At 65.7% G+C, this 22,459-nt stretch carries 22 protein-coding genes; 11 read left to right on the top strand and 11 right to left on the bottom strand.

Annotated features, from left to right (window positions below; translation table 11 throughout):
• Nucleotides 1-383 precede the first annotated feature (383 nt).
• The gene (locus tag A1D30_RS07445) at nt 384-722 is read left to right on the top strand and encodes a hypothetical protein (RefSeq protein ID WP_199865962.1); all 339 of its coding nucleotides are present in this window, start codon (nt 384-386) and stop codon (nt 720-722) included.
• Between the two features lie 133 nt (nt 723-855).
• Here A1D30_RS07445 and A1D30_RS07440 read toward each other — a convergent pair whose 3' ends face one another.
• The 3 genes from A1D30_RS07440 to edd form a co-directional block, all read right to left on the bottom strand.
• Complete coding sequence (locus A1D30_RS07440; protein ID WP_063460142.1) at nt 856-1,158, bottom strand: DUF805 domain-containing protein; 303 nt, start codon at nt 1,156-1,158, stop codon at nt 856-858.
• A 234-nt stretch (nt 1,159-1,392) separates the two neighbouring features.
• Entirely contained in the window at nt 1,393-2,022 is a 630-nt protein-coding gene (gene eda, locus A1D30_RS07435) for a bifunctional 4-hydroxy-2-oxoglutarate aldolase/2-dehydro-3-deoxy-phosphogluconate aldolase (RefSeq protein WP_063460141.1), read from the bottom strand.
• A 38-nt stretch (nt 2,023-2,060) separates the two neighbouring features.
• Nucleotides 2,061-3,830 (bottom strand): phosphogluconate dehydratase, encoded by a 1,770-nt coding sequence (gene edd, locus A1D30_RS07430; RefSeq protein WP_063460140.1) that lies wholly within the window; start codon nt 3,828-3,830, stop codon nt 2,061-2,063.
• 99 nt (nt 3,831-3,929) lie between these two features.
• Here edd and A1D30_RS07425 point away from each other — a divergent pair, with 99 nt between their 5' ends.
• The 3 genes from A1D30_RS07425 (at nt 3,930) to A1D30_RS07415 (ending at nt 6,455) form a co-directional block, all read left to right on the top strand.
• Entirely contained in the window at nt 3,930-4,880 is a 951-nt protein-coding gene (locus A1D30_RS07425; RefSeq protein WP_063460139.1) for an SMP-30/gluconolactonase/LRE family protein, read from the top strand.
• Nucleotides 4,873-5,388 carry a hypothetical protein gene (locus A1D30_RS07420; protein ID WP_063460138.1) on the top strand — a complete coding sequence of 172 codons (516 nt, stop codon included), beginning with the start codon at nt 4,873-4,875 and terminating at the stop codon, nt 5,386-5,388. The genes A1D30_RS07425 and A1D30_RS07420 overlap by 8 nt, the downstream gene beginning before the upstream one ends.
• 380 nt (nt 5,389-5,768) lie before the next feature.
• A complete protein-coding gene (locus A1D30_RS07415; protein WP_063460137.1) occupies nt 5,769-6,455 on the top strand; it encodes a TerC family protein in 687 nt (228 codons plus the stop codon).
• Nucleotides 6,456-6,578: 123 nt separating this feature from the next.
• Here A1D30_RS07415 and A1D30_RS07410 read toward each other — a convergent pair whose 3' ends face one another.
• Nucleotides 6,579-7,853, bottom strand: a complete 1,275-nt coding sequence (locus A1D30_RS07410) for an AGE family epimerase/isomerase (protein ID WP_063460136.1) — start codon at nt 7,851-7,853, stop codon at nt 6,579-6,581.
• A 111-nt stretch (nt 7,854-7,964) separates the two neighbouring features.
• Complete coding sequence (pgi, locus tag A1D30_RS07405; RefSeq protein ID WP_109790927.1) at nt 7,965-9,527, bottom strand: glucose-6-phosphate isomerase; 1,563 nt, start codon at nt 9,525-9,527, stop codon at nt 7,965-7,967.
• Between the two features lie 181 nt (nt 9,528-9,708).
• On the opposite strand from pgi, the gene zwf reads away from it, so the two are divergent.
• On the top strand, nt 9,709-11,163 hold the full coding sequence (gene zwf / locus A1D30_RS07400; RefSeq protein ID WP_063460134.1) for a glucose-6-phosphate dehydrogenase: 1,455 nt from the start codon (nt 9,709-9,711) through the stop codon (nt 11,161-11,163).
• A gap of 54 nt (nt 11,164-11,217) precedes the next feature.
• On the opposite strand, the gene A1D30_RS07395 is transcribed toward zwf, so the two are convergent.
• Nucleotides 11,218-12,102 carry a LysR substrate-binding domain-containing protein gene (locus A1D30_RS07395; protein ID WP_063460133.1) on the bottom strand — a complete coding sequence of 295 codons (885 nt, stop codon included), beginning with the start codon at nt 12,100-12,102 and terminating at the stop codon, nt 11,218-11,220.
• Between the two features lie 176 nt (nt 12,103-12,278).
• Here A1D30_RS07395 and A1D30_RS07390 point away from each other — a divergent pair, with 176 nt between their 5' ends.
• The 6 genes from A1D30_RS07390 to A1D30_RS07365 all read left to right on the top strand — a co-directional run bounded on the left by A1D30_RS07390 (nt 12,279) and on the right by A1D30_RS07365 (nt 17,838).
• Nucleotides 12,279-13,028, top strand: a complete 750-nt coding sequence (locus tag A1D30_RS07390; RefSeq protein ID WP_063460132.1) for a glucose 1-dehydrogenase — start codon at nt 12,279-12,281, stop codon at nt 13,026-13,028.
• 44 nt (nt 13,029-13,072) lie between these two features.
• Nucleotides 13,073-14,059 (top strand): TRAP transporter substrate-binding protein, encoded by a 987-nt coding sequence (locus A1D30_RS07385; protein WP_063460131.1) that lies wholly within the window; start codon nt 13,073-13,075, stop codon nt 14,057-14,059.
• An 83-nt stretch (nt 14,060-14,142) separates the two neighbouring features.
• Entirely contained in the window at nt 14,143-14,658 is a 516-nt protein-coding gene (locus A1D30_RS07380; RefSeq protein ID WP_063460130.1) for a TRAP transporter small permease, read from the top strand.
• Between the two features lie 27 nt (nt 14,659-14,685).
• Entirely contained in the window at nt 14,686-15,945 is a 1,260-nt protein-coding gene (locus A1D30_RS07375; RefSeq protein WP_063460129.1) for a TRAP transporter large permease subunit, read from the top strand.
• A gap of 37 nt (nt 15,946-15,982) precedes the next feature.
• Nucleotides 15,983-16,837 (top strand): transketolase, encoded by an 855-nt coding sequence (locus A1D30_RS07370; RefSeq protein WP_063460128.1) that lies wholly within the window; start codon nt 15,983-15,985, stop codon nt 16,835-16,837.
• Nucleotides 16,834-17,838, top strand: coding sequence for a transketolase C-terminal domain-containing protein (locus A1D30_RS07365; protein ID WP_063460127.1), 1,005 nt, complete (start codon nt 16,834-16,836; stop codon nt 17,836-17,838). Before A1D30_RS07370 ends, A1D30_RS07365 begins: the two co-directional genes overlap by 4 nt.
• A gap of 75 nt (nt 17,839-17,913) precedes the next feature.
• Here the strand turns inward: A1D30_RS07365 and A1D30_RS07360 are convergent, their stop codons facing one another.
• The 5 genes from A1D30_RS07360 to A1D30_RS07340 all read right to left on the bottom strand — a co-directional run bounded on the left by A1D30_RS07360 (nt 17,914) and on the right by A1D30_RS07340 (nt 22,368).
• A complete protein-coding gene (locus tag A1D30_RS07360) occupies nt 17,914-18,342 on the bottom strand; it encodes a VOC family protein (RefSeq protein WP_063460126.1) in 429 nt (142 codons plus the stop codon).
• Nucleotides 18,339-19,316, bottom strand: coding sequence for a glucokinase (glk, locus tag A1D30_RS07355; protein WP_063460125.1), 978 nt, complete (start codon nt 19,314-19,316; stop codon nt 18,339-18,341). Before glk ends, A1D30_RS07360 begins: the two co-directional genes overlap by 4 nt.
• A 229-nt stretch (nt 19,317-19,545) precedes the next feature.
• Nucleotides 19,546-20,613: an ABC transporter ATP-binding protein gene (locus A1D30_RS07350; protein WP_063460124.1), complete on the bottom strand. Its 1,068-nt coding sequence runs from the start codon at nt 20,611-20,613 to the stop codon at nt 19,546-19,548.
• Between the two features lie 14 nt (nt 20,614-20,627).
• Nucleotides 20,628-21,497 (bottom strand): carbohydrate ABC transporter permease, encoded by an 870-nt coding sequence (locus tag A1D30_RS07345; RefSeq protein ID WP_063460123.1) that lies wholly within the window; start codon nt 21,495-21,497, stop codon nt 20,628-20,630.
• Nucleotides 21,487-22,368 carry a sugar ABC transporter permease gene (locus A1D30_RS07340; protein WP_063460122.1) on the bottom strand — a complete coding sequence of 294 codons (882 nt, stop codon included), beginning with the start codon at nt 22,366-22,368 and terminating at the stop codon, nt 21,487-21,489. The genes A1D30_RS07345 and A1D30_RS07340 overlap by 11 nt, the downstream gene beginning before the upstream one ends.
• Between the last annotated feature and the right edge of the window lie 91 nt (nt 22,369-22,459).

Raw genomic sequence — 22,459 nt, 5'->3', positions numbered from 1 at the left:
CGATGATCGACTGGCTGCGCCCCGCCAGCGCCAAGGACCTGCAACTGCCCTCGCCCGCCAGCGCCGCCGTGATCCTGCTGGTGGGCCCGGGCTCGGTGAACCTGGTGCGCGCCACGCTGGAGTGGCTGGCGCCGCAGAACCCAGCGGTGGTCTGGGCTTTTTTGATGCCCAACGCGCTGATGGAAGAGTCCATCTTCAAGGCCGCGCCGCCCGCACAAATGGCGCGCACCCATGTGTACCAGCTGCCCGACAGCAGCCCCCAGACCCTGTGGTTCATCCTGATGGAGCAGCTGGGCAAGCTCAGCGCCATGGATGCACTGGCCCTTCAACAAACCCACAACTTTTTGCAGACCGACGATATGAGTTCCAACCTGAAGCAATGTATGGATGCCGCAATGACCATTGACGGCGCGCAAGCCGTGGCGCTGGTGGACTACCGCAGCGGCATGTGCCTGGCCCAGGCGGGCGGCGGCATGAATCTGGACCTGGCGGCAGCAGGCAACACCGAGGTGGTGCGGGCCAAGCTCAAGACCATGGAGATGCTGGGCCTGCGCCGTGGCATCGAGGACATCCTCATCACGCTGGGCGACCAGTACCACCTGATCCGCCTGGTGCCCAACAACCTGGGCCTGTTCCTGTACCTGGTGCTCGACAAGGCCAAGGGCAACCTCGCCCTGGCGCGCTACAAGCTGACGGACATCGAACGCTCGCTCAAGGTGTGAATCAAGGCGTGAAGCCCGCGCGGCCCGCCGCGCCACCCGATCCGCCACAAAAAAGCCCGCAGACCTCACGGCCTGCGGGCTTTGTTTGTCCTGGCGGCCCCGTGCGATGGGCGCGGGCGCCAGCGCAGCGGGTTCAATCGTCGCCGCTGGGCTGCACCCACCAGTAGATCAGCACCAGCGAACCGATGCCGGTGAGCGACAGCAGCTGCCACCAGCCGGAGCGTCCGATGTCATGCAACCTGCGCGCGCCCACGGCGATGGCGGGCAACAACAAGGCCAGCGCCACGATGCCGTACAGCACCTCGCTCACAAAACCGGTGACCAGCAGCACCACCACCTGGAACAAGGCAAACCACCAGAACTCCGAACGCGGTGCGCGGCCCGAAAAGCCCGCGTACTGCGCGAAGCAGCTTTTGACAGCAGAAACAAAATCCATAGTGCACTCCCTCTCTTGGTTGAAAAAACAAACCAGCGATCTGGGGGACCGAGCCCCCGCGCCATGATAGGGGGGCTCTGCGTCAGGCACGGGCGGAATTTGCTGGGCGCCGCCGCGCGGTGCGGGTGGCACGCGGCACGCCGGTTGCCATATGCTATATTTTTTATAGCTACAAAGGTATACCCATCAGGCGGAAGCGACCATTTTCGCTATATTTTCCTGCATCAAACGACTTCAACCCGCGTTGCGCAGCGCCTGCGTGGCGCGGGCCAGCTCGGTGATGCGCGCCCAGTCACCCGCCCGCACCGCGTCGGTGGGCGTGAGCCACGAGCCGCCCACGCAGCGCACATTGGGCAGCGCCAGGTAGTTGGGTGCCGTGGCGTTGGTAATGCCGCCCGTGGGGCAAAAGCTCACCTGCCCAAACGGGCTGGCCCAGGACTTGAGCAGCGGAATGCCGCCCACGGCCTCGGCCGGGAACAGCTTGAGGAACGAGAAGCCATCGGCCAGCGCCGTCATGATCTCGCTCGACGTGGCCACGCCGGGCAGCAGCGGCAGGTTCAGGCCCTTGCAGGCGCTGCCCACTTCCGACGTGTAGCCGGGGCTCACGGCAAACCGTGCACCGGCTTCGCTCGCGCGGCGGGCGTCATCGGCATTGAGCACCGTGCCCACACCCACCACGGCCTCGGGCAGGTGGCGGGCGATGGCTTCGATGGCGGGCAGGCCAGCGGCGGTGCGCAGCGTCACCTCCAGCACCTTCACGCCACCGGCCAGCAGGGCCTCGGCCAGGGGCAGCGCGTCTTCTACGCGGTCGATCACGATGACGGGGATGACGGGGCCATGGCTGGCGATGTCGAGAGGATTCATTCAATTGCTCCTAATTAGTGATGTGCCTAGCGCCCTGCCTACAGCCAGGTGCAGGCGCCCTGTTCGGCACCGCCAGCGTGGCGGCGAAAGTTGGTGAAGAGTTCGCGGCCAAAGCCGGTTTGCGCAGGTGCGCTGTAGGGCGAGGGGGTGCGTGCGGCCCAGGTGGCTTCATCCACCAGCACATCGAGCGTGCCCGCCACCGCGTCCACGCGCACGATGTCACCGTCACGCACCTTGGCCAGCGGGCCACCGGCCAGCGCCTCGGGCGTGACGTGGATGGCGGCGGGCACCTTGCCCGAGGCGCCGCTCATGCGCCCATCGGTCACCAGCGCCACCTTGAAGCCCTGGTTCTGCAACACGGCCAGCGGGGGCGTGAGCTTGTGCAGCTCGGGCATGCCGTTGGCCTGCGGGCCCTGGAAGCGCACCACGGCCACCATGTCCTGGTTCACATCGCCCGCGCTGAAGGCGGCGAGCAAAGCCTCCTGCGAATCAAACACGCGGGCGGGTGCTTCGATGATGTGGCGGTCTTCGGGCACGGCCGATACCTTGATCACCGCGCGGCCCAGGCGGCCTTGCAGCAGGCGCAAGCCGCCCGTGGGCGAGAAAGGCGCACTCACGGGCCGCAGCACCGAGGTGTCGCCCGACACGGCGGGTGCGCTCTTGCCGCCATCGGCAATGCCACCCACGTTCACGCTCATCACATCGGGGTGCATGAAGCCGCCCGCCAGCAGCTCGCGCAGGATCCACGGCGGGCCGCCCGCTGCCTGGAACTGGTTCACATCGGCATCGCCATTGGGGTACACGCGGGCCAGTAACGGCACCACGGACGAGAGTTCGTCAAAGTCCGTCCAGTCGATCAGAATGCCCGCGCTGCGCGCAATCGCCACCCAGTGAATCAGGTGGTTGGTAGAGCCGCCCGTGGCCAGCAGGGCCGCCATGGCGTTGACGATGCAGCGCTCGTCCACCAGCTTGCCAATGGGCGTGAAGCGCTTGCTGCGCTTGCCGATGTCGAGCACCGTGCGCAGCGCCTGGCGGGTGAAGGCCTCGCGCGCCTCGGTGCCGGGGGATTCGAACGCCGCGCCGGGCACATGCAGGCCCATGGCTTCGAGCAGCATCTGGTTGCTGTTGGCCGTGCCGTAAAAGGTGCAGGTGCCGGGGCTGTGGTACGCGGCCGATTCGGCCTGGAGCAGCTCGTCGCGGCCCACCAGGCCTTGTGCGTACTGCTCGCGCACCTTGGCTTTATCCTTGTTCGACAAGCCCGTGCCCATGGGGCCTGCAGGCACGAACACGCAGGGCAAGTGGCCGTAATGCAGTGCACCGATCAGCAAGCCCGGCACGATCTTGTCGCACACGCCCAGCAGCAGCGCGCCATCGAACACGTCGTGGGACAGCGCTACCGCCGTGGCCATGGCAATGGCGTCGCGGGAGAACAGCGACAGCTCCATGCCGGGCGTGCCCTGCGTCACGCCGTCGCACATCGCGGGCACACCACCGGCCACCTGCACCGTGGCACCTTGCTTGGCGGCTTCATCGCGCAGCACAGCGGGGTAGCTTTGGTACGGCTGGTGGGCCGAGAGCATGTCGTTGTAGGCGGTCACCACGCCAATGTTGGGCGCCTTCTCGACGGTAACCTTGAACTTCTCGGAACCCGGCAGCGCCGCGTAGGCATGGGCCAGGTTGGCGCAGCCCATGCGGTCTTGCGCGGGCTTGCGGGCGATCATGGCGTCAACGCCAGCAAGGTAGGCGCCGCGCGTGTCTGCGCTGCGCTGGACAATGCGCTCGGTCACGCGCGCTACAACTGGGTGCATGGAAGTCTCCATCGGTGGGTGGCTTGGCCCTGTGCATGGTGCCGGGGCTCAGTATCTGAGGCCCTAGAATGTAACTCGATAACCACCCCGCTTCAAGCCATGTCCCTGCAAACCTTGCCCTTGCCACCGTCCGAACTGGGCGAATCGCCCTTCTGGCACCCCACGGAAAAATCCCTGTACTGGTGTGACATCCAAGGGCAAGCGGTGCACGCATGGCATCCCGAAAGCGGCCGCCACCGGCAATGGCGCATGCCCAGCGAACCCGGCTGCTGCGCGCCAGCGGCCGATGGGCAATTGGTAATCGGGTTACGAAACGGTTTCTATCTTCTGGACACGGCGAAGGGCAGCACCGACCCCACCGCCCTCACCTGCCTGGCCCTGCTGCCGCCGGAGCAGCACGACACCGCAGTCCTGCGCCTGAACGACGGCCGCTGCGACACCGCAGGCCGCTTCTGGGCGGGCTCGGTCATCACGCCGCGAACGGCACCGAATGCCGCGCTGTGGTGCCTGCAGGCCGACGCGGCCAGCGCCACGGGCTACCGCGTGCGCCACATGGCGGGCGACAACTTCACCGCCAACGGCCTGGCCTTCAGCCCCGATGACCGCACGCTGTACTGGTCCAACACGCCGGAGCACCGCATTGACCAGTTTGACTTTGATGTGGACACGGGTGCCATAAGCAACCGCCGCCCCTGGGTGCAGTTCGACCGCAAGGTGGAGGGCCAGCCCTACGGTGGCCGACCCGATGGCGCGGCGGTGGATGTGGAGGGAAATTACTGGGTGGCGATGTATGAGGGGGCGTGTGTACTACAGCTCTCGCCAGCGGGTGAAGTGCTGCAGCGCATTGAGGTGCCGGTGCAGTGCCCGACGATGGTGTGTTTTGGGGGAGAGGATTTGCGGACGCTGTTCATTACGTCGGCAAGGGCGGGAAGGCCTGTGGAGGAGCGGGAGGCAGAGGTTCCGGCTGGGTCGCTGTTCAGCGTGCGGGTGACCGTGGCAGGGCTTCCCGTGAACTTCTTCGCTTCAGTAGCCACACCGTTCAATGGCTGACAAACCACTTTTCCTCTCCCTCCCGGTGTCACACTCCTTCATGACCAGCTGCTTGAAAACCTGGGGCTTGTTCATGTTTTGCGGTGCCCTTGCCCTGTCCGCACAGGCAAACTCTCAGAAAAGAGTCAAGGCACACGCCGTTCACTTTGATGTGGGCGCCACCGCGCTACTTGCCGAACGTCGTCAGGAGATCGCGGACTATGTGGAATCTCTCCGCAATGCCGACTGGTGCCCCCTTGTGGTCGTGGTCGTACTCGCGCAAAGCCCCGCCAGCAGTTCGCAGGCTGTGGCAGTGCAAAGGGCTGCTTACGTGGAGAACCTTCTGCTGTTGAATGGTGTGCCGCCAGAGGTTTTGCATGCCGAAGCAAAACAGTCACCAGACCACCGCACATTGGTAGATATCGAGTCTCTCGGAATCCTGTCACAGCAGGACTGCCCCTACCCAAAAGACCGCCACGGCTTCCGAGCGAACGCTCTAGACGGCCAGGCCAAACGAAGGGCTCAGTAGCTTCCTAGATTGGGAATAGGGCCGCGTTCTTCTGGAATAAGAACGACACGGTGGAGCTGTAGCGGTTTGCCGGTGCACCCGGCGCTCAGTCCCTAGATGCTGCTTTTACGATCTGGCGGGTGGTATTGCGTTTGCCACAGTGCAGGAGGCGAAACCACGCGCCGTGTTCGTGGCCACCAAATGCGCCCAGCACCAGGCCCATGCGGCAGACCTGCCGATCAACGCGTTCAAAGGCAACTGACGCTGCGAAACGCCCACCGTAAGCACAATTACGGACGCAGAGCACGACGCCGCTCAGTAGACTGGCCGCTCCCATAAAAAGAGAAGCGCTCGGAACCGTGTTCCGGGCGCTTCTTGCATTCATAACAGTGGAGTTCAGTATGGAGTTAGTTCAAAGTGCCGATTTCTGGATCGGCCTGGTGAAGATCGTCTGGATCAACATCATTCTTTCCGGCGACAACGCCGTGGTGATTGCCCTGGCAGCCCGCTCGCTGCCGCCGCACCAGCAGCGCAAGGCGGTTTTCTGGGGCTCGGGCGCGGCCGTTGTGTTACGCATTGCGCTCACCGTCGTAGCGGCCAAATTGCTGCAACTGTCTTTCCTGCAGATTTTGGGCGGATGCCTGCTGCTGTGGATCGGCTTTCAACTGCTCAGTGGCGATGAAGAAAGCGAAGGCGAATCGAAGACCTATGGCAGCCTGATGGCCGCCGTCCGCACCATCCTGATCGCCGATCTGGTGATGAGCCTGGACAACGTGATTGCCGTAGCTGCGGCGGCGCAAGGCAGTGTCGTGCTGCTCGTGCTGGGCCTGGCCATCAGCATCCCGCTGGTGATCTTCGGCAGCACGCTGATGATCAAGTTGATGGAACGCTTCCCCGTCATTGTGCTGCTGGGCGCCGCACTCATTGGATGGGTGGGCGGTGAGACGATCGCCAGCGACGCGGCGCTGCATGACTATGCCGTGGCACACCCGGCGCTGCACTATGTCGCAGCAGCCTTGGGCGCAGCACTGGTCGTAGGGGTTGGCAAGTTCTGGCCTTTCCGAGCAGCGCGCAACTCTGCGGCTTGAGCGCCGACCGGGCAGTCGGGGCCGCAACCCTGGCAGCCCGGGGCGCAGCCGCAACAGCTCTTCGAGGGCTGTGCGGCGTGTAACGCCCACGGTGCAGGCGGGCGAGCGCCACCACACCGGTGCTCAGGGACGGCCAAGGGCTGCTGAGCGGCTCTCCTTCGAGAATCCCGGCGCATCCAGCGCCCACAACAACACGTCATAACACGCCCCCATGTTGTGATAGTCCACCTTGCCCGCGTTGCTCTTTTCGCGGGTGGTGTTGCGGTTGTCGCGGTGCAGGATGCGAAACCATGCACCATGTTCGTGGTCCACAAAATGCGCCCAGCAGTAGGCCCAGATGCGGTCGTACCACTGCCAGTAGCGCGCGTCGCCCGTGCGCACGGCCAGCACCGCAGCGGCGGCCATGCTCTCGGCCTGCACCCAGTGGTATTTGCCGTCGTCACAGATGCTGCCGTCGGGCGCCATGCCGTAGTACAGGCCGCCGTGTTCAGCATCCCAGCCGCGCTCCACAGCGGTATCGAACAGGCGCTGCGCACAGGGCAGGTGCCAGTCGGCAGGCAGCAAGGCGTCGAGTTGCAGCAGCAGCTTGGCCCATTCGGTCTGATGGCCGACTTGGTAGCCCCAGGGGCGAAAGATGTTGCTGCGGTCGTGGCGGTTGTAGTCCCAGTCCACCGACCAGTCGGCATGGAAATGCTCCCACACCCAGCCTTCGGCAGCGGGGGCATGGGTGCGATCTGACAATGCGGCCTGCCGCTGGCAGATGCCCTGCGCGAGCTGTTCGGCACGCTCGATGTAGCGGCGCTCGCCCGTGGCGCGGAAGGCCGAGATCATGGCCTCGCAGGCGTGCATATTGGCGTTCTGGCCCCGGTAGCTGGTCAGCTGCCAATCAGGGCTGGCTTCGTCGGCATACAGGCCTGCGGCGGGCTGCCAGAAATGCTGTTCGGCGGTATCAAAGGCTTCAGCCAGCCACACACGGGCTTCGGGCACTCCGGCTTCGTAAGCGCGGGCGTAGGCCAGCATCACAAAGGCCATGCCGTAGCAGTGGCGCGTGGTGTCTTGCACGGTGGCGCGGCCGTCTTGCCAGTCGATCAGCCACGCGTAGCCGCCCGTGGCGGGGTCAAGGAACGCAGTGCGCAAAAACTCCAGCGCATGCCGCATGCCCACCTGGTAACGCGCCTCGCCCGTGGTGCGGTAGAGCATGGCGTGCGTGACCACAAAACGCGTGGCACTGACGAGGTGGCGGGTGTGCGTGTTGTAGACAGTGCCATCGTCCAGAAAGAAGTGGAACTGCCCGCCGCTCGCGTCGGTGGCCACGGGGTCGTAGAACGCCATGGTGGCCCGCAGATGCTGGCGCAAAAAGGCTGCGGAGCGGAAGTCCGGATAGGGCGGAATCGCCATGGGGGGTGTCTCCTGATGCGTTAGCTATAGGCCAGAAACCGTGCCGGTCTCTGCCGGTGGGGGGCCTGGTCTGCCGCCAGCGCTGCCCCAAGAAAAGCAATGTTCCGGAGGTCAGGCCGCGCTGCGCAGCAAGCCCAGCAGGCCCGCCGTGGAGCCATCGAGCCCCGCCACATCGCCGCTCTCCAGCCGTGCCTCCAGGTCCTTGGCCAGCACCTTGCCCAGCTCCACGCCCCACTGGTCAAAACTGTTGATGCCCCACAGGCTGCCGCTCACAAACACGCGGTGCTCCTGCAGCGCAATCAGCGCGCCCAGCGATGCGGGAGTGAGCGATTCAAGCAGCATCAGCGTGCTAGGCCGGTTGCCGGGGAAGTGCCGGTGGCCGTCGTCGCTGATCTTGCCCACCATCAGCGCCTGCGTTTGCGCCAGCGCGTTGGCCAGCAGCTTTTGCTGGTGGCCGGGCAGCGGGTGGGAGGCCTTGCGCACGGCCACGATCTCCAGCGGCAGCACGTCGGCGCCCTGGTGCAGCATCTGGAAGAACGCATGCTGGCCGTTGGTGCCGGGCTCGCCCCAGAGCACGGGCGATGTGACGCAGGCCAGCGCACTGCCGTCTTGCGCCACGCGCTTGCCGTTGCTCTCCATCTCCAGCTGTTGTAGGTAGGCCGAGTAGCGCCCCAGCGCCGCGTGGTACGGCGCGATGCAGCGGCTGGTGAAGCCATGGAAGTTGCGGTACCAGACATCGAGCAGACCCAGGCGCACGGGCAGGTTCTGCGCGAGCGGCGCGGTGCGGAAATGCTCGTCCATGGCGTGTGCGCCCGCGAGGAAGTCGCGGAAGCCTTGCGCACCGATCGCGATGGCAATGGGCAGACCAATGGCCGACCACAGCGAGTAGCGGCCGCCCACCCAGTCCCAGAAGCCGAAGGTGGTGGTGATGCCCAGGGCCGCTGCGGCCTCGACGTTGGTGGTGAGCGCGGCAAAGTGGCGCGCCACATCACGCCCGCCTTGCGCGTCAAACCACGCCAAGGCCGAGCGCGCGTTGGTCATGGTCTCGGCCGTGGTGAAGGTCTTGGATGCGACGAGGAACAACGTGCTCTCGGGCCGCAGGCCCTTGAGCACATGGTGCAGCTCGTGCCCGTCCACGTTCGAGACAAAGTGAAAGCGCTTGCCGGGGGTGCGGAACTCTTCGAGCGCGCGCACGGCCATGTGCGGGCCCAGGTCCGACCCGCCGATGCCAATGTTCACCACGTCGGTGATGGCGGCATCGCTGCGCACCTGCTCGGCGTACTGCAGCATGGCGTCGAGCGTGTAGTGCACATCGGCCAGGCGCTGCGCAGTTTCGGGCACATCACCGGGCAGGGCCACGCCCGCCGGGCGGCGCAGCAGCGTGTGCAGCACGGCGCGGTTTTCGGTGGTGTTGATGGCCTCGCCCGCCAGCATCGCGTCGCGGTGCTGCTCCACCCCGCAGGCACGGGCCAGGTCCAGCAGCAAAGCCTCTGTCTCGCGGCTCCACAGGTTCTTGGAGAGGTCGGCAAACACGTGGGGCGCCTGCTGGCTGAAATGCGCAAAACGCTGGGCGTCCTGCGCAAAGGCCTGGCGCATGTCCAGGCTGCGGCCCTGGGCGTCGAAGTGGGCCGCCAGCAGGGGCCAAGGGGCAGTCTGGTCGCAACGGGTGGGCATGAAGGTCATGTCGTCTGGGGTTGGAAATGCGCCGGAATGGTAACTTGATTACAAAAATTCAACAGATTTCACGGATTCTTTTGGGTTACAAGCTGCAGGAACATAGCAAAGAAGGCCACAAATTTATGTAACGTGATTACAATCCCACGCAGCAAAACGACACACGCACCACGGAGACACCATGAGTTTTGACCTCGTCCTGTTCGGCGGCACCGGCGACCTTGCCTGGCGCAAGCTCATGCCCGCATTGTTTCAGGCATTCCGCCATGGCACGCTGCCCGAGGGCGGACGCATCATCGCCGTGGCGCGCGACGACCTGAGCGACGAACAATACCGCAGCCTGATCCAGTCGCGGTTCGACAGCGTGGAACTGGCCAAGCGCCCCACGCCGGACGAGTTTGCGCGGTTTGCAGCCTTGCTGAATTACCTGCGCATGGACCTGTCCAAAACCCAGGACTACGAACGCTTGGCCGAGACGCTGAAGGCGCGCGGTGCGGATTCGGTCGTGATGTATGTGGCCACCGCACCCAGCCTGTTCACCAACGTGTGCGAGCAGATCGCCGCCGTGGGTCTGAACGGCCCGACCACCCGCGTGGTGCTGGAAAAGCCCCTGGGCCACGACCTGCAGTCCAACCGCGCCATCAACGACACGCTGCGCCGCGTGCTGAAGGAAGAGCAGGTCTTCCGCATCGACCACTACCTGGGCAAGCCCTCGGTGCAGAACCTGTTTGCACTGCGCTTTGGCAACGCGCTGTTCGAGCCCCTGTGGCGCCGCGAGACCATTGCCAACATCCAGATCACCATTGCCGAAGAGCTGGGCGTGGAGTCGCGCGGTGCGTTCTACGACCAGACCGGTGCGATGCGCGACATGGTGCAGAACCACGCGCTGCAGCTCCTGTGCGCGATTGGCATGGAGCCGCCCATCAACTCCAGCGCCAACGCGATCCGCGACGAAAAGCTCAAGGTGCTGCAGTCGCTCAAGCCCTGGACGCTGGAAACCATCGGCCAGCATGTGATCCGCGGCCAGTACGCGGCGGGCAACCACCAAGGCCAGCCCGTGCCCGGCTATGCACAAGAAAAAGGAGTGGCCCCCGGCAGCACCACCGAGACCTTTGTGGCGCTGCGCACCGAAATCAGCAACTGGCGCTGGGCAGGTGTGCCGTTCTACATCCGTACCGGGAAGCGGCTGGCGGGGCGCGATGCGCACATCGTCATCAACTTCCGGCCCGTGCCCCACCCCATCTTCAAGACGCCTGCGGGCGCCGCCAACCGCCTGGTGATCAACCTGCAGCCCAAGGACGGGCTGGAGCTGCACCTGATGGCCCAGGGCGCCGCCCAGCACCAGACGGAACCCGCGCTGTCGCAGGTGCACCTGAACCTGGACTTTGACCAGCGCTTTGGCACCGAACGCGTGGGCGCCTACGAGCGCCTGCTGCTCGACGTGATTGCGGGCCGCCTGAACCTGTTTGTGCGCAGCGACGAGCAGGAAGAAGCCTGGCGCTGGGTAGAGCCCATCCTGCAGTACTGGAAGAACGACCCGGCAGGCCCCCGCCCCTACCCTGCGGGCAGCTGGGGCCCGCGTGCGGCCAGCGCGATGATTGCGCGCGACGGGTATTGCTGGAGTGAGGAGATGTGAGAGCCCCACCACCAGGGCTGCGGACCCTCGCAGTCCTGGTCGCTGGGCCTTCATTCAGGTCTGCGCAGCCTCGCTGTGCAGCCACGACAGAAACGCCTCCACCGCCGGGCGCTTGGCGTGCCGCTCGGGGTACACGGCGAAATGCGCTTTCACCCGCACGGCCTGCTCCATGCCGAACGGGGCTTTCAGCCTGCCATCGGCCAGGTGCCCGCCTGCGTTGACCGCGCTCTCTAGCGCCACACCGAGGCCCTGCGTGGCGGCATCCAGCGACATCTGGGCGCGGTCAAACCGAAGAGAGAAACGGTCGGGCGCCCGTAGCTTGGTGAACCGGCCAAACCAGTCCGACCACTGCACGATGCTCACGTTGCTCTGGATCAGTGGCAGGTCCAGCAGTTGCTCCGCGCGCTTGAGCTTGTGTGCCTTGATGAAGGCCGGGCTGGCCAGCGGCACGATCGCCTCCTCAAACAACGGCTCCACCACCAGATCGCCCCACTGCGGAACGCCGTAGCGGATGTCGATGTCGGCCTGGCCGAGCGCGAAATCGCTGGGTGTGTGGGCGGCCGAGAGGTTGAGCGATATCTCCGGGTAGGCCTGCGCAAAGTGGTGCAGGCGCGGCATGAGCCACAGGCTGGCAATGCTGGGTGCCGTGTGCACATACAGGCTGTTGCGGATGCCCTGCCGCAAATCGTCCGTGGCCGTGGCGATGGCGTTGAGCGCTGCCCCCACGTGCATCAGGTAATGCTCGCCCGCAGGGCTCAGGCGCACCCCGTGGGCGCTGCGTTCAAACAGGCGAACGTCCAGTTGCGCCTCCAGCCTGGAAACCTGGTGGCTGATGGCCGACGCCGTGAGGTTCAACTCCGCCGCTGCCAGCGCGAAGCTGCGGCGGCGCGCCACGGCCTCGAAGGCCTGCAGGTTGGCAATGGGCGGCAAGGTGGGCATGGGGTGAACCCTGACGTTAGATGACGGAATGTCATCTTACGCTGATGATTCATCGCTTGTCATCATCTTGAGCGGCTTTGAGAATCGGCTCCCAGAACAGGAGACACCGCTTTGACAGCCGCCCCACGGGCAGCGTCTGCGTCTCCTGCACCTTCACACCACAGGAGACAAGACACATGCTGCTCAAGAACCAGGTTGCCATCATTACCGGAGGGGCGGGTATCAATGGCCTCGGGTTTGCCACCGCCCGTTTGATGGCCGAGCAAGGGGCCAAGGTCGCGATCCTCGACCTCGAAGGTGCCGACCCAGCGGGCGCCGCCGCGCGGCTGGGCGAGGGCCACCTGGGCCTGGTGGCCGATGTGACCGACAAGGCGTCGTGCGAAGCGGCGGCGGCCCAGGTGCATGCCCATTTCGGCCGCATCGACACGCTGGTCAACAACGCGGGCATCACCCAGCCCGTCAAGACGTTGGAGATCACCGGCGCCGACTACGACCGCATTCTCAACGTGAGCCTGCGCGGCACGCTGTACATGTCCCAGGCCGTGCTGCCCACGCTGCGTGCACAGCAAAGCGGCTCCATCATCTGCATCTCTTCGGTGTCGGCCCAGCGTGGTGGTGGCATTCTGGGCGGGCCCCACTACTCGGCAGCCAAAGCAGGTGTGCTGGGCCTGGCCCGGGCCATGGCCCGCGAGTTTGGCCCCGAGAACATCCGCATCAACTGCATCACCCCCGGCCTGATCGGTACAGACATCATCAAGGGCAAGCTGACCGAAGAGAAGAAGGCCGAGATCGCGGAAACCATTCCCCTGGCGCGCCTGGGCCGGGCCGACGACATTGCCGGAGCCTGCGTGTTCCTGGCCAGCCCGCTATCCACCTACTGCACCGGCATCACGCTCGATGTGAACGGCGGCATGCTCATCCACTGACCGCCCGCACGACCTCTCAACAAACACAAACCAGGAGACAAACCATGCAACGCAAAACCTTCACCCGCACCTTGTTGGCAGCCGCTGCTTTGGCGGTGGCACTGCCCGGCCTCGCGCAGGCGCAAGCCATGAAGCTCACACTGGGCCATGGCGCTGCCCCCGGCAATCCGCGCCATGAGGCCGCCGTCAAGTTTGCCGAAACCCTCAAGGCCAAGACGGCGGGCCGCATCGAGGTGCAGGTGGCGCCCTCAGCGCAGTTGGGCGACGATGCCGCCATGGTCACGGCCGTGCGCACCGGCGCGCTGGACATGACGGCGAACTCGCAAGGCGCCGTGTCGGTGGCCGTGCCCGAATACGCCGCTTACGGCATGCCGTTCATGTTCTCTACCCCCGCGCAGGCCTTCAAGCTGCTGGACGGCCCGCTGGGCCAGGAGCTGGCACAGAAGTCGGCCGACAAGGGCATGGTGGTGCTGGGCTATTGGGACAACGGCATCCGCCACATGACCAACAGCAAACGTCCCATCACCAAGGTCGAAGACATGAAGGGCCTGAAGATGCGCACTCCGCCCGACGCGGTGCTGGTGGACATCATGCAGGCGCTGGGTGCCGAAGCGCAGCAGATCAAGTTTGCCGAGCTGTACGTGGCGTTGCAGCAGGGCGTGGTCGATGGGCAGGAGAACCCGCTGGTCAACATCCATGCGAGCAAGCTGTACGAAGTGCAAAAGCACTTGGCCCTGACCAGCCACATGTTCCAGATGACGCCGTTCCTGATGAGCAAGCGCACCTGGGACCGCCTGTCCGACGCCGACCGCAAGGCCGTGACCGAGGCGGCTGCCGAGGCCACGGCACTGCAGCGCAAGATGTCGCAAGAGGCCGACGACAAGCTGCTGGACGACCTCAAGGCCAAGGGCGTGCAGGTGACCACGGTGGACAAGGCCGCGTTTGCCAAGGCCACGGCTGCGGTGGATGCCAAGTGGTTGACCACGCCCATCGGGCCGTACCTCAAGAAAGTCATCGCCGCCGCGCGCTGACCGTTCTGGCCGCTGCTGCGCCAGTCCTCATTTCCCCGAAGCCGCTGCACGGGCCCTGGCCCTGCAGCCCAAGGAGTCTCCCGATGAACTTCATCGAATGGGCCGTTGTCGGCTTGTGCCGAGTGCTGCTGTGGATCAGCACGTCCGTCATCTTCATCATCCTGGTGGCCAACACCGTGTTGCGCTACGCCACCGGTACCAGCCTGCAGTGGGCCAATGAAGTGCCGGAGCTGCTGTTTCCCTGGCTGGTCATGTCTGGCGTAGTGCTGGCGGCGGCGCATGGTGCGCACATCACCACCAGCTTCCTGATGGACGCCGTGCCCCCTGCGCTGCGCCGCTGGGCGTCCATCGGCAGCTGGCTGGTGGTGGCAGCGCTGTACGGCACGCTCGCCCGGGCCACGTACCAGATGCTGGAGATCGTGCACGACGAGAAGTCGCCCATCCTGCAGGTGCCCGGGTCGCTGACCTATGGGTGCGTGATGGGCGGACTGGTGATGCTGGCACTGCTGGCACTCAAGTCGGCCTGGAACGCATGGGCCACACCGCCGATGCCGACCGCCCCTGATGCAGAGACTGCCGTGCCCGAGGCGCACTGGTAAGCCCCGCCCCCCGCCAAGGATCTCACCATGAGCGCCCTCATTCTTTTTGTCTTTCTCGGTGCGGCCGTGCTGGCCATGCCCATTGCCCATGCGCTGCTGGTGGCCGCCATGGCCGCCGCCGCCACCTCTGACCGCATACCGCTCGACCTGCTGGTGCAGCAGATGGTGGCGCAGGTGCAGAGCTTTCCGCTGATCGCGATCCCGTTCTTCATGCTCACTGGCTCGCTCATGATGGGCGGTCGCCTGGGGGCAGCACTGGTGGGCGTGCTCAGCACGCTGATCGGCCGCTTTCACGGCGGGCCAGCGCAGGTGGGCGTGCTGTCGTCCACGCTGTTCGGCGGTGTGTCGGGCTCGGCCGTGGCCGATGCCTCGGCCATCGGCTCGCTGCTGATCCCCTGGCACAAGCGCCTGGGCTATCCGCCCGCCTTCTCAGCGGCCACGCTGGCTGCGGCCGCCACTATCGACATCCTGATCCCGCCCTCGATCCCGATGATCCTGTTCGCGCTGACGGCCAATGCCTCCATCGCGGCACTGTTTGTCGCGGGCATCCTGCCCGGCATGCTGATGTGCGGCGGCTTCATGTTCATGTGCTGGTGGGTCGGCAAGCGCCGCAACTTCCCCCGGGATCTCACGCCCATCAACTGGAGCGTGCTCCGCGTGCACCTGCTGTACTCGTCGCCCGCGCTGCTGCTGCCGGTGCTGATTGTGTTGTTCCTGCGCTTTGGTATTGCCACGCCGACCGAGGTGGCCGTGTTGTCCACGCTGTATGCCGCCGCTGTGTCGGTGGTGGTGTACCGCGACCTCTCGTTCAAGCGCCTGAATGATGCCGTGGTGCATGCAGGCCTGGCGACCGGCGTGGTGCTGCTGGTGATCATGGCCTCTGCCGCCATCGGCTGGCTGCTGACCTACGACCAGATGCCCACGGGCGTGGCGCACTGGATCCAGCAGAACGTGAGCCAGGGCTGGATCGTGATCCTGATCATGAACCTGCTGATGCTGTTCATCGGCATGTTCATCGACCTGCCCGCCGCCGTGTTGCTGTTGACCCCGGTGTTCCTGCCCCTGGCCGAAAGCATCGGCATGGACCCGGTGCAGCTGGGAATCATGATGGTGGTGAACCTGGCCGTCGGCCTCTACACCCCGCCCGTGGGCACCACGCTGTTCATCACCAGCGCACTGGCCAAGGTCAAGGTGGGCCAGACGGTGCGCGAGCTGGGGCCGTTCTATTTCGTGGCCTTCCTGGTGCTGGCGCTGGTGTCCTACGTGCCCGCCTCGATCCTTCGCTAAACGCTTTTCTTCCCCCGCTTTCACACAGGAGAACTCCATGACTTCCGCCGCAGACAAACTGCAGGCGCTGGCCCGGTGCGCCCATCGCATCCGCCGCTACGCCGTTCGCATGGGTGAGGTTCAGGGCCAGGGCTACATCGGCCAGGCCCTGGGCTGGGCCGACGTGCTGGCCGTGGCCTACGGCCATGCGCTGAACCTGCAACCCCAAGACCCCACCTGGGAGGGCCGCGACCGCTTCCTGCTCTCGCACGGCCACTACGCCATCGCGCACTACGCGGCGCTGATCGAAGCAGGCGTGATTCCACAGGACGAACTCGAAACCTACGGCAGCGACGACAGCCGCCTGCCCATGAGCGGCATGGCCACGTACACACCGGGCATGGAAATCTCCGGTGGCTCGCTGGGCCAGGGCCTGGTGATCGGTGTGGGCATGGCGCTGGGCCTGAAGCAGAAGAAGAACCCCGCGTTTGTCTACAACTCCATGAGCGACGGTGAGCTGGACGAAGGCTCGACCTGGGAGGCCGCGATGTCGGCCGCCCACCACCGGCTCGGCAATCTGATCTGCCTGGTGGACATCAACAACCAGCAGGCCGATGGCCCCAGCAGCAAGGTGCTGGGCTTCGAGCCGCTGGCCGACAAGTGGCTGGCCTTTGGCTGGCATGTGCAGCGCATCGATGGCAACGACCTGGCTGCCGTGCTGGCCGCCTTTGACACCGCCCGCCACCTGACAGAGCCCAAGCCGCGCGTGATCCTGTTCAACACGCTCATGGGCAAGGGCGTGCCCTTCCTGGAGACACGCGACAAGAACCACTTCATCCGCGTCGATCCGCCCGAGTGGCAACAGGCCCTCGCCATCCTCGACCAGACCGACCCCGCAGGAGCCGCCGCATGAACACCGCCGTCGAAAAGAAACCGCGCCTGACCACCTCCGCCATGATCGCCTCCATCGCGGGCGAGGGGCAGCGCGTCAAGGCTGCACCGTTTGGCAAGGCCCTGGTCGAGCTGGCCGCTACCCGCCCCGAAATCGTGGGCATGACCGCCGACCTGGCCAAGTACACCGACCTGCACCTTTTCGCGCAGGCCTACCCCGAGCGCTTCTACCAGATGGGCATGGCCGAGCAGCTGCTGATGGGCGCTGCGGGCGGCATGGCCAAGGAAGGGCTGATTCCCTTCGCCACCACCTATGCCGTGTTTGGCACGCGCCGCGCGTACGACTTCATCCACCAGGTGATCGCCGAAGAAAACCTGAACGTGAAGATGTGCCTGGCCCTGCCCGGCCTGACCACCGGCTACGGCCCCAGCCACCAGGCGACCGAAGACATCGCCATGATGCGCGGCATCCCGGGCCTGACCATCATCGACCCTTGCGATGCGCTTGACATCGAACAGGCCGTGCCGCAGATGGCAGCGCACAACGGCCCTGTCTACATGCGCCTGCTGCGCGGCAATGTGCCGCTGGTGCTGGACGAATACGACTACCAGTTCGAACTGGGCAAGGCCAAGCGCCTGGTGGATGGCGACGAGGTGCTCATCATCTCCAGCGGCTTCCTGACCATGCGCGCGCTGGAGGCGGCCAAGGCGCTGCAGGCCGACCACATTGGCGTGGGCGTGCTGCACTGCCCCACCATCAAGCCACTTGATGTTGGGACCATCCTGGCTGAAGTGCAGCGCAAGCCGCGCCTGGTGGTGGTGGCCGAGAACCACTCGGTGGTCGGCGGCCTGGGCGAGGCCGTGGCCAGCGCACTGCTGCAAAACGGCGTACAGCCCGCGCGGTTCCGCCTGGCGGGGCTGCCCGATGCTTACCTGGATGCGGGGGCCTTGCCCACGTTGCACGACCGCTACGGCATTAGCACCGAGGCACTGTCGGCGCGCGTCAAGGCGTGGTTGAAATAGGACCGTACCCAAAGGGGCAGGTCCGCGCCCTCAGCGCCTGCGCAATGGCAGCGCGGCCTCGCGGCGCTGTGCGGCTTAACGCGCCCTGCCCTCTTCCACCAGCTCAATCGGCAGCCCATCCGGGTCGGCAAAAAAAGTGAACAGCGCCCCCGTGAACGGGTCCGTGCGCACTGGCTCGACGGCCACGCCATGCGCCCCCAGGGCGGCCACGCTGGCCGCCATGTCGGCCACGCGCAGGGCCAGGTGGCGCAGGCCGCAGGCCTCGGGGTAGGACGGGCGCGGCGGCGGGTTTGGAAAGGAGAACAGCTCCACCTGCGTGCCATCGGGCAGTTGCAGGTCCAGCTTGTACGACTGCCGTTCGGCGCGGTAGTGCTCGTGCACCACCTGCAGGCCCAGCACCTCGGTGTAGAAGTGGCGCGAGCGCGCGTAGTCGCTGGCGATGATGGCCACATGGTGCACACCGGTGGGCCGGAGCATGGGCGGTGGTGCGCTGTCGCTACTCATGCGTCCGAGCCCGCAATGTCCAGCGCGCGCGAGGCGCCGTGCAGCGCGGGCGTGGCGCCGGGGTCGATCACCCAGCAGGGGATGCCCGCCAGGTAAGACTGGAAGCGCCCTTTGGATTCAAACCGCGCGCGGAACGGGGACTGATCGAACCAGGCGCCCAGGCGCGGCACCATGCCGCCGCCGATGAACACGCCACCGCGCGCGCCCAGCGTGAGCGCCAAGTTGCCCGCCACGCTGCCCAGAAAGCCGCAGAACAGCTCCAGCGCCTCCAGCGCCAGCGGGTCGTTGGCCTGCAGTGCGAGCTCGGTCACCTGCGCGGCCGAACTGATCTCTTTGCCACCACGCTGGGCCAGCCGGCGCAGCGCGTGGTACAGGTCCACCAGCCCGGCGCCACACACGGCGCGTTCGGCCGACACGTGGCCGTAGCGCTCTTGCAGGATGGCCAGCACATCGAATTCGCGCTGGGTCTGCGCGGCCAGCGTGACATGGCCGCCCTCGCCCGACAACGGCACCCCCAGGTGGGAGCCCGGCGGAAACACCAGGCCCGACACGCCCAGGCCCGTGCCCGGACCCAGCAGCGCAATGGCGGCGCCCGGCACAGCCGCGCCGCCGCCCACGGGGCGCAGCTGCTCAGGCGTGAGCAGGGGCAGCGCCAGCGCGAGCGCGGTGAAGTCGTTGATGACCACCAGCCGCTCAAAACCAAAGGCCTCGCGCACGGCGCGCTGCGAGAAGCTCCAGCTGTGGTTGGTCATGCGGATCGCGTCGCCCGTGACCGGGTTGGCGATGCCAAACGCGGCCTCGCGCGGGGTGGGCACGCCTACCTCCTGCAGATAGGCGGCCAGCGCGGCGTCCACCGTGGGGAACTGCGCGCAGGGCAACACCCGCGTGTCGTTGAGCGGGCCCGTGGGCGATGCCTGCCAGGCCAGGCGGATGTTGGTGCCGCCAATGTCGGCAAGAAGGCGCTGCGGGTGCATAGATCGACGAAAAGAATCCCAAAGGGTCCGAAGAAAGGCCGGACAGGCAGGATGCCACACCCGCCCGGCTGCGGGAGAGCCAGCGGCTGCGGCCCTCGATTGCTACACCATTGATAGCTTAAAAGGCATACCCGTCGCGCGCAGAAGCCTGTTTTTACTTCAAATCCTTGCGCTGACAAAGACCAAAGTCGGGTGGCGGCGCCTGCACCGCAGGATCACGCCTGTTCTCTCAGGCCACCAGCCGCTCTTCCGACTGCGCATCAAACCAGTGGGCATGCGCGGGCGCCAGGGCCAGGCCCACATGCTCGCCGGGCTGCACGCGGGTCTGGGCGTCGGTGCGCAGCGTGACGCTGCCTGCAGCGGTGTCCACCATCACATACGTGTCCGGCCCCGTGGGCTCGACCACGCTCACCCGGCCGCGCCAGGGGGCGGTTTCCTGCATCACCAGGTGCTCGGGGCGCACGCCCAGCAGCACCTCGTTGGCACTGGATGGTGGTGGCGCCAGGTTCAGCGCAGCACCCTGGATGCCAAACTGCCCGCCCGTGACCGCGCCGCGCAGCAGGTTCATAGTGGGCGATCCGATGAAGGTGGCCACATAGGTGTTGGCCGGGCGGTTGTAGATCTCGTCGGGCGTGCCCAGCTGCTGCACCACGCCGCCCTTCATCACCGCGATGCGCGAGCCCAGCGTCATGGCCTCGACCTGGTCGTGCGTGACGTACACGCTGGTGATGCCGCTGGCCTGGTGCAGGCGCTTGATCTCGGCGCGCATTTCCACGCGCAGCTTGGCGTCGAGGTTGGACAGCGGCTCGTCGAACAGGAACAGCTGCGGCTGGCGCGCCAGCGCCCGGCCCATGGCCACGCGCTGGCGCTGGCCGCCCGAGAGCTGGCTGGGGCGGCGGTCCAGCAGGTGGCTGATCTGCAGCATGGCCGCGACTTCGTCGATGCGCTTCTGGCGCTCGGGCTTGGGCATCTTGCGCATCTCCAGCGCAAAGCCGATGTTGTCGGCCACGCTCAAGGTGGGGTACAGCGCGTAGCTCTGGAACACCATCGCGATGTCGCGGTCGCGCGGGGGCATGCCCACCACGTTCTTGCCGCCGATGCGGATCTCGCCCTCGGTGGGCTCGTCCAGCCCCGCAATGATGTTGAGCAGCGTGGACTTGCCGCAGCCCGAGGGGCCGACCAGGATGAGGAACTCGCCGGGCGCGACGTGGATGTCCACCTTGCGCAGCACTTCCACGCTTTTGTCGCCCTTGCCAAAGCGCTTGTTGATGCCTGCAATGTCGAGTGATGACGCCATGATTTCTTACTCTCTTAACCTTTGACCGCACCGGCCGTCAGCCCGCGCACAAAAAACTTACCCGCCAGCACATAGATCACCATCGTGGGCAGGCCCGCGATGATGGCGGCCGCCATGTCCACGTTGTAGGCCTTCACGCTGCTGCTGGTGTTGGCCAGGTTGTTCAGGCCCACCGTCACGGGCTTCGAATCCGTGCCCGAGAACACCACACCGAACAGGAAGTCGTTCCAGATGTTGGTGAACTGCCAGATCAGCGTGACCATGACGATGGGCGTGGACAGCGGCAGCACGATGCGCCAGAAGATCTGGAAGAAGCTGGCCCCATCCATGCGCGCCGCGTTCACCAGTTCTTTGGGGATGGCCGCGTAGTAGTTGCGAAAGAACAGCGTGGTGCCCGCCAGCCCGGCCAGGCAGTGCACCAGCACCAGCCCGGTGATGGAGCTCGACAGCCCCAGCCACCCCAGCACCTGGCTCATCGGCAGCAGCACCACCTGGAAGGGCATGAACACACCAAACAGCAGCATGCCAAACAGCGCATCGCTGCCGCGAAACTTCCACAGGCTCAGCACATAGCCGTTGAGCGCGCCCCACACGGTCGAGATCAGCACCGCAGGCACGGCCATGGCCACCGAGTTCATGAAGAACGGGCGCAGGCCGTTGCAGTCCACGCCCGTGCAGGCGCTCTGCCATGCCGTGCCCCAGGCCGACCAGTTCAGCGAGCCCGGCAGCGCCAGCAGCGATGTGCTGCGGATCTCCTCGGCGTATTTGAACGACGTGACCAGCATCGCGTACAGCGGCAGCAGAAAGAAGGCGGTGGCCAGGGCCAGCACCGCGTAGACCAGAAAGCGGCCCACGGAAGGGAGCAAAGAAGGCTTAGCGGTCATGGGCTTTGGTCCGCAGTTCGCTGTAAAGGTAAGGAATCACCAGGGCCGCCACGGTGGCCAGCATCATGGTGGCGCTGGCAGCGCCCAGGCCGATCTGGCCGCGCGAGAACGACATGGTGTACATGAAGGTGGCGGGCACGTCGGTGGCAAAACCAGGGCCACCGGCGGTGAGCGCCATCACCAGGTCAAAGCTCTTGATTGCCAGGTGCGACAGCACCATGAGCGTGGAGAAGAACACGGGCCTGAGCGCGGGCAGCACGATGCGCCAGTAGATGCGCGGCAGCGAGGCACCATCAACCTGCGCGGCCTTGATGATGCTGTCGTCGATGCCCCGCAGGCCCGCCAGGAACAGTGCCATCGCAAAGCCTGCGCTTTGCCAGATGCCCGCAATGACCACGCAGTAGATGGCCATCTCGGTGTCCACCAGCCAGCCAAATTCAAAGTTGGGAAAGCCCCAGTCGCGCACCATTTTTTCGATGCCCAGGCCCGGGTTCAGCAGCCACTTCCAGGCCGTGCCCGTGACTACAAACGACAGGGCCATGGGGTACAGGTAGATGGTGCGCAGCGCGCCCTCGGCACGGATCTTCTGGTCCAGCAGCACGGCCAGCACCACGCCAATCAGCAGCGATCCACCCACGTAGCCCACGCCAAAAATGCCCAGGTTCTTGAGGGCCACCCACCAGCGGTCCATCTCCCACAGGCGCTCGTACTGCGCCAGACCCGCCCATTCGTAGTTGGGCAGCATGCGCGAGACGGTGAGGCTGAGCACGCCGTTCCACACCATCAGGCCATAAATGAAGGCGAAGCCCAGCACAAAGGCTGGCGCTACGACCAGCTTGGGCAGCCATGTCTCAAACGTGTTCTTGCTCATGGCGGGGGAATGTGTTTGTCATCGTCCTGCGTAGAAAAAAAGCGGGGGACACGCAGGAGTGCCCCCCAAACTGAACAAAGTCACCTCGGAA

Source organism: Acidovorax sp. GW101-3H11, from assembly GCF_001633105.1.
Lineage (GTDB): Bacteria > Pseudomonadota > Gammaproteobacteria > Burkholderiales > Burkholderiaceae_C > Acidovorax.
This window is presented reverse-complemented; position numbering and strand designations above follow the sequence as displayed.

Bases quoted from the DNA above. Each gene is read 5' to 3' on its own strand.
- A1D30_RS07445 (WP_199865962.1), top strand. From the start codon at position 384: ATGGATGCCGCAATGACCATTGACGGCGCGCAAGCCGTGGCGCTGGTG.
- A1D30_RS07440 (WP_063460142.1), bottom strand. From the start codon at position 1,158: ATGGATTTTGTTTCTGCTGTCAAAAGCTGCTTCGCGCAGTACGCGGGC.
- eda (WP_063460141.1), bottom strand. From the start codon at position 2,022: ATGAATCCTCTCGACATCGCCAGCCATGGCCCCGTCATCCCCGTCATC.
- edd (WP_063460140.1), bottom strand. From the start codon at position 3,830: ATGCACCCAGTTGTAGCGCGCGTGACCGAGCGCATTGTCCAGCGCAGC.
- A1D30_RS07425 (WP_063460139.1), top strand. From the start codon at position 3,930: ATGTCCCTGCAAACCTTGCCCTTGCCACCGTCCGAACTGGGCGAATCG.
- A1D30_RS07420 (WP_063460138.1), top strand. From the start codon at position 4,873: ATGGCTGACAAACCACTTTTCCTCTCCCTCCCGGTGTCACACTCCTTC.
- A1D30_RS07415 (WP_063460137.1), top strand. From the start codon at position 5,769: ATGGAGTTAGTTCAAAGTGCCGATTTCTGGATCGGCCTGGTGAAGATC.
- A1D30_RS07410 (WP_063460136.1), bottom strand. From the start codon at position 7,853: ATGGCGATTCCGCCCTATCCGGACTTCCGCTCCGCAGCCTTTTTGCGC.
- pgi (WP_109790927.1), bottom strand. From the start codon at position 9,527: ATGCCCACCCGTTGCGACCAGACTGCCCCTTGGCCCCTGCTGGCGGCC.
- zwf (WP_063460134.1), top strand. From the start codon at position 9,709: ATGAGTTTTGACCTCGTCCTGTTCGGCGGCACCGGCGACCTTGCCTGG.
- A1D30_RS07395 (WP_063460133.1), bottom strand. From the start codon at position 12,102: ATGCCCACCTTGCCGCCCATTGCCAACCTGCAGGCCTTCGAGGCCGTG.
- A1D30_RS07390 (WP_063460132.1), top strand. From the start codon at position 12,279: ATGCTGCTCAAGAACCAGGTTGCCATCATTACCGGAGGGGCGGGTATC.
- A1D30_RS07385 (WP_063460131.1), top strand. From the start codon at position 13,073: ATGCAACGCAAAACCTTCACCCGCACCTTGTTGGCAGCCGCTGCTTTG.
- A1D30_RS07380 (WP_063460130.1), top strand. From the start codon at position 14,143: ATGAACTTCATCGAATGGGCCGTTGTCGGCTTGTGCCGAGTGCTGCTG.
- A1D30_RS07375 (WP_063460129.1), top strand. From the start codon at position 14,686: ATGAGCGCCCTCATTCTTTTTGTCTTTCTCGGTGCGGCCGTGCTGGCC.
- A1D30_RS07370 (WP_063460128.1), top strand. From the start codon at position 15,983: ATGACTTCCGCCGCAGACAAACTGCAGGCGCTGGCCCGGTGCGCCCAT.
- A1D30_RS07365 (WP_063460127.1), top strand. From the start codon at position 16,834: ATGAACACCGCCGTCGAAAAGAAACCGCGCCTGACCACCTCCGCCATG.
- A1D30_RS07360 (WP_063460126.1), bottom strand. From the start codon at position 18,342: ATGAGTAGCGACAGCGCACCACCGCCCATGCTCCGGCCCACCGGTGTG.
- glk (WP_063460125.1), bottom strand. From the start codon at position 19,316: ATGCACCCGCAGCGCCTTCTTGCCGACATTGGCGGCACCAACATCCGC.
- A1D30_RS07350 (WP_063460124.1), bottom strand. From the start codon at position 20,613: ATGGCGTCATCACTCGACATTGCAGGCATCAACAAGCGCTTTGGCAAG.
- A1D30_RS07345 (WP_063460123.1), bottom strand. From the start codon at position 21,497: ATGACCGCTAAGCCTTCTTTGCTCCCTTCCGTGGGCCGCTTTCTGGTC.
- A1D30_RS07340 (WP_063460122.1), bottom strand. From the start codon at position 22,368: ATGAGCAAGAACACGTTTGAGACATGGCTGCCCAAGCTGGTCGTAGCG.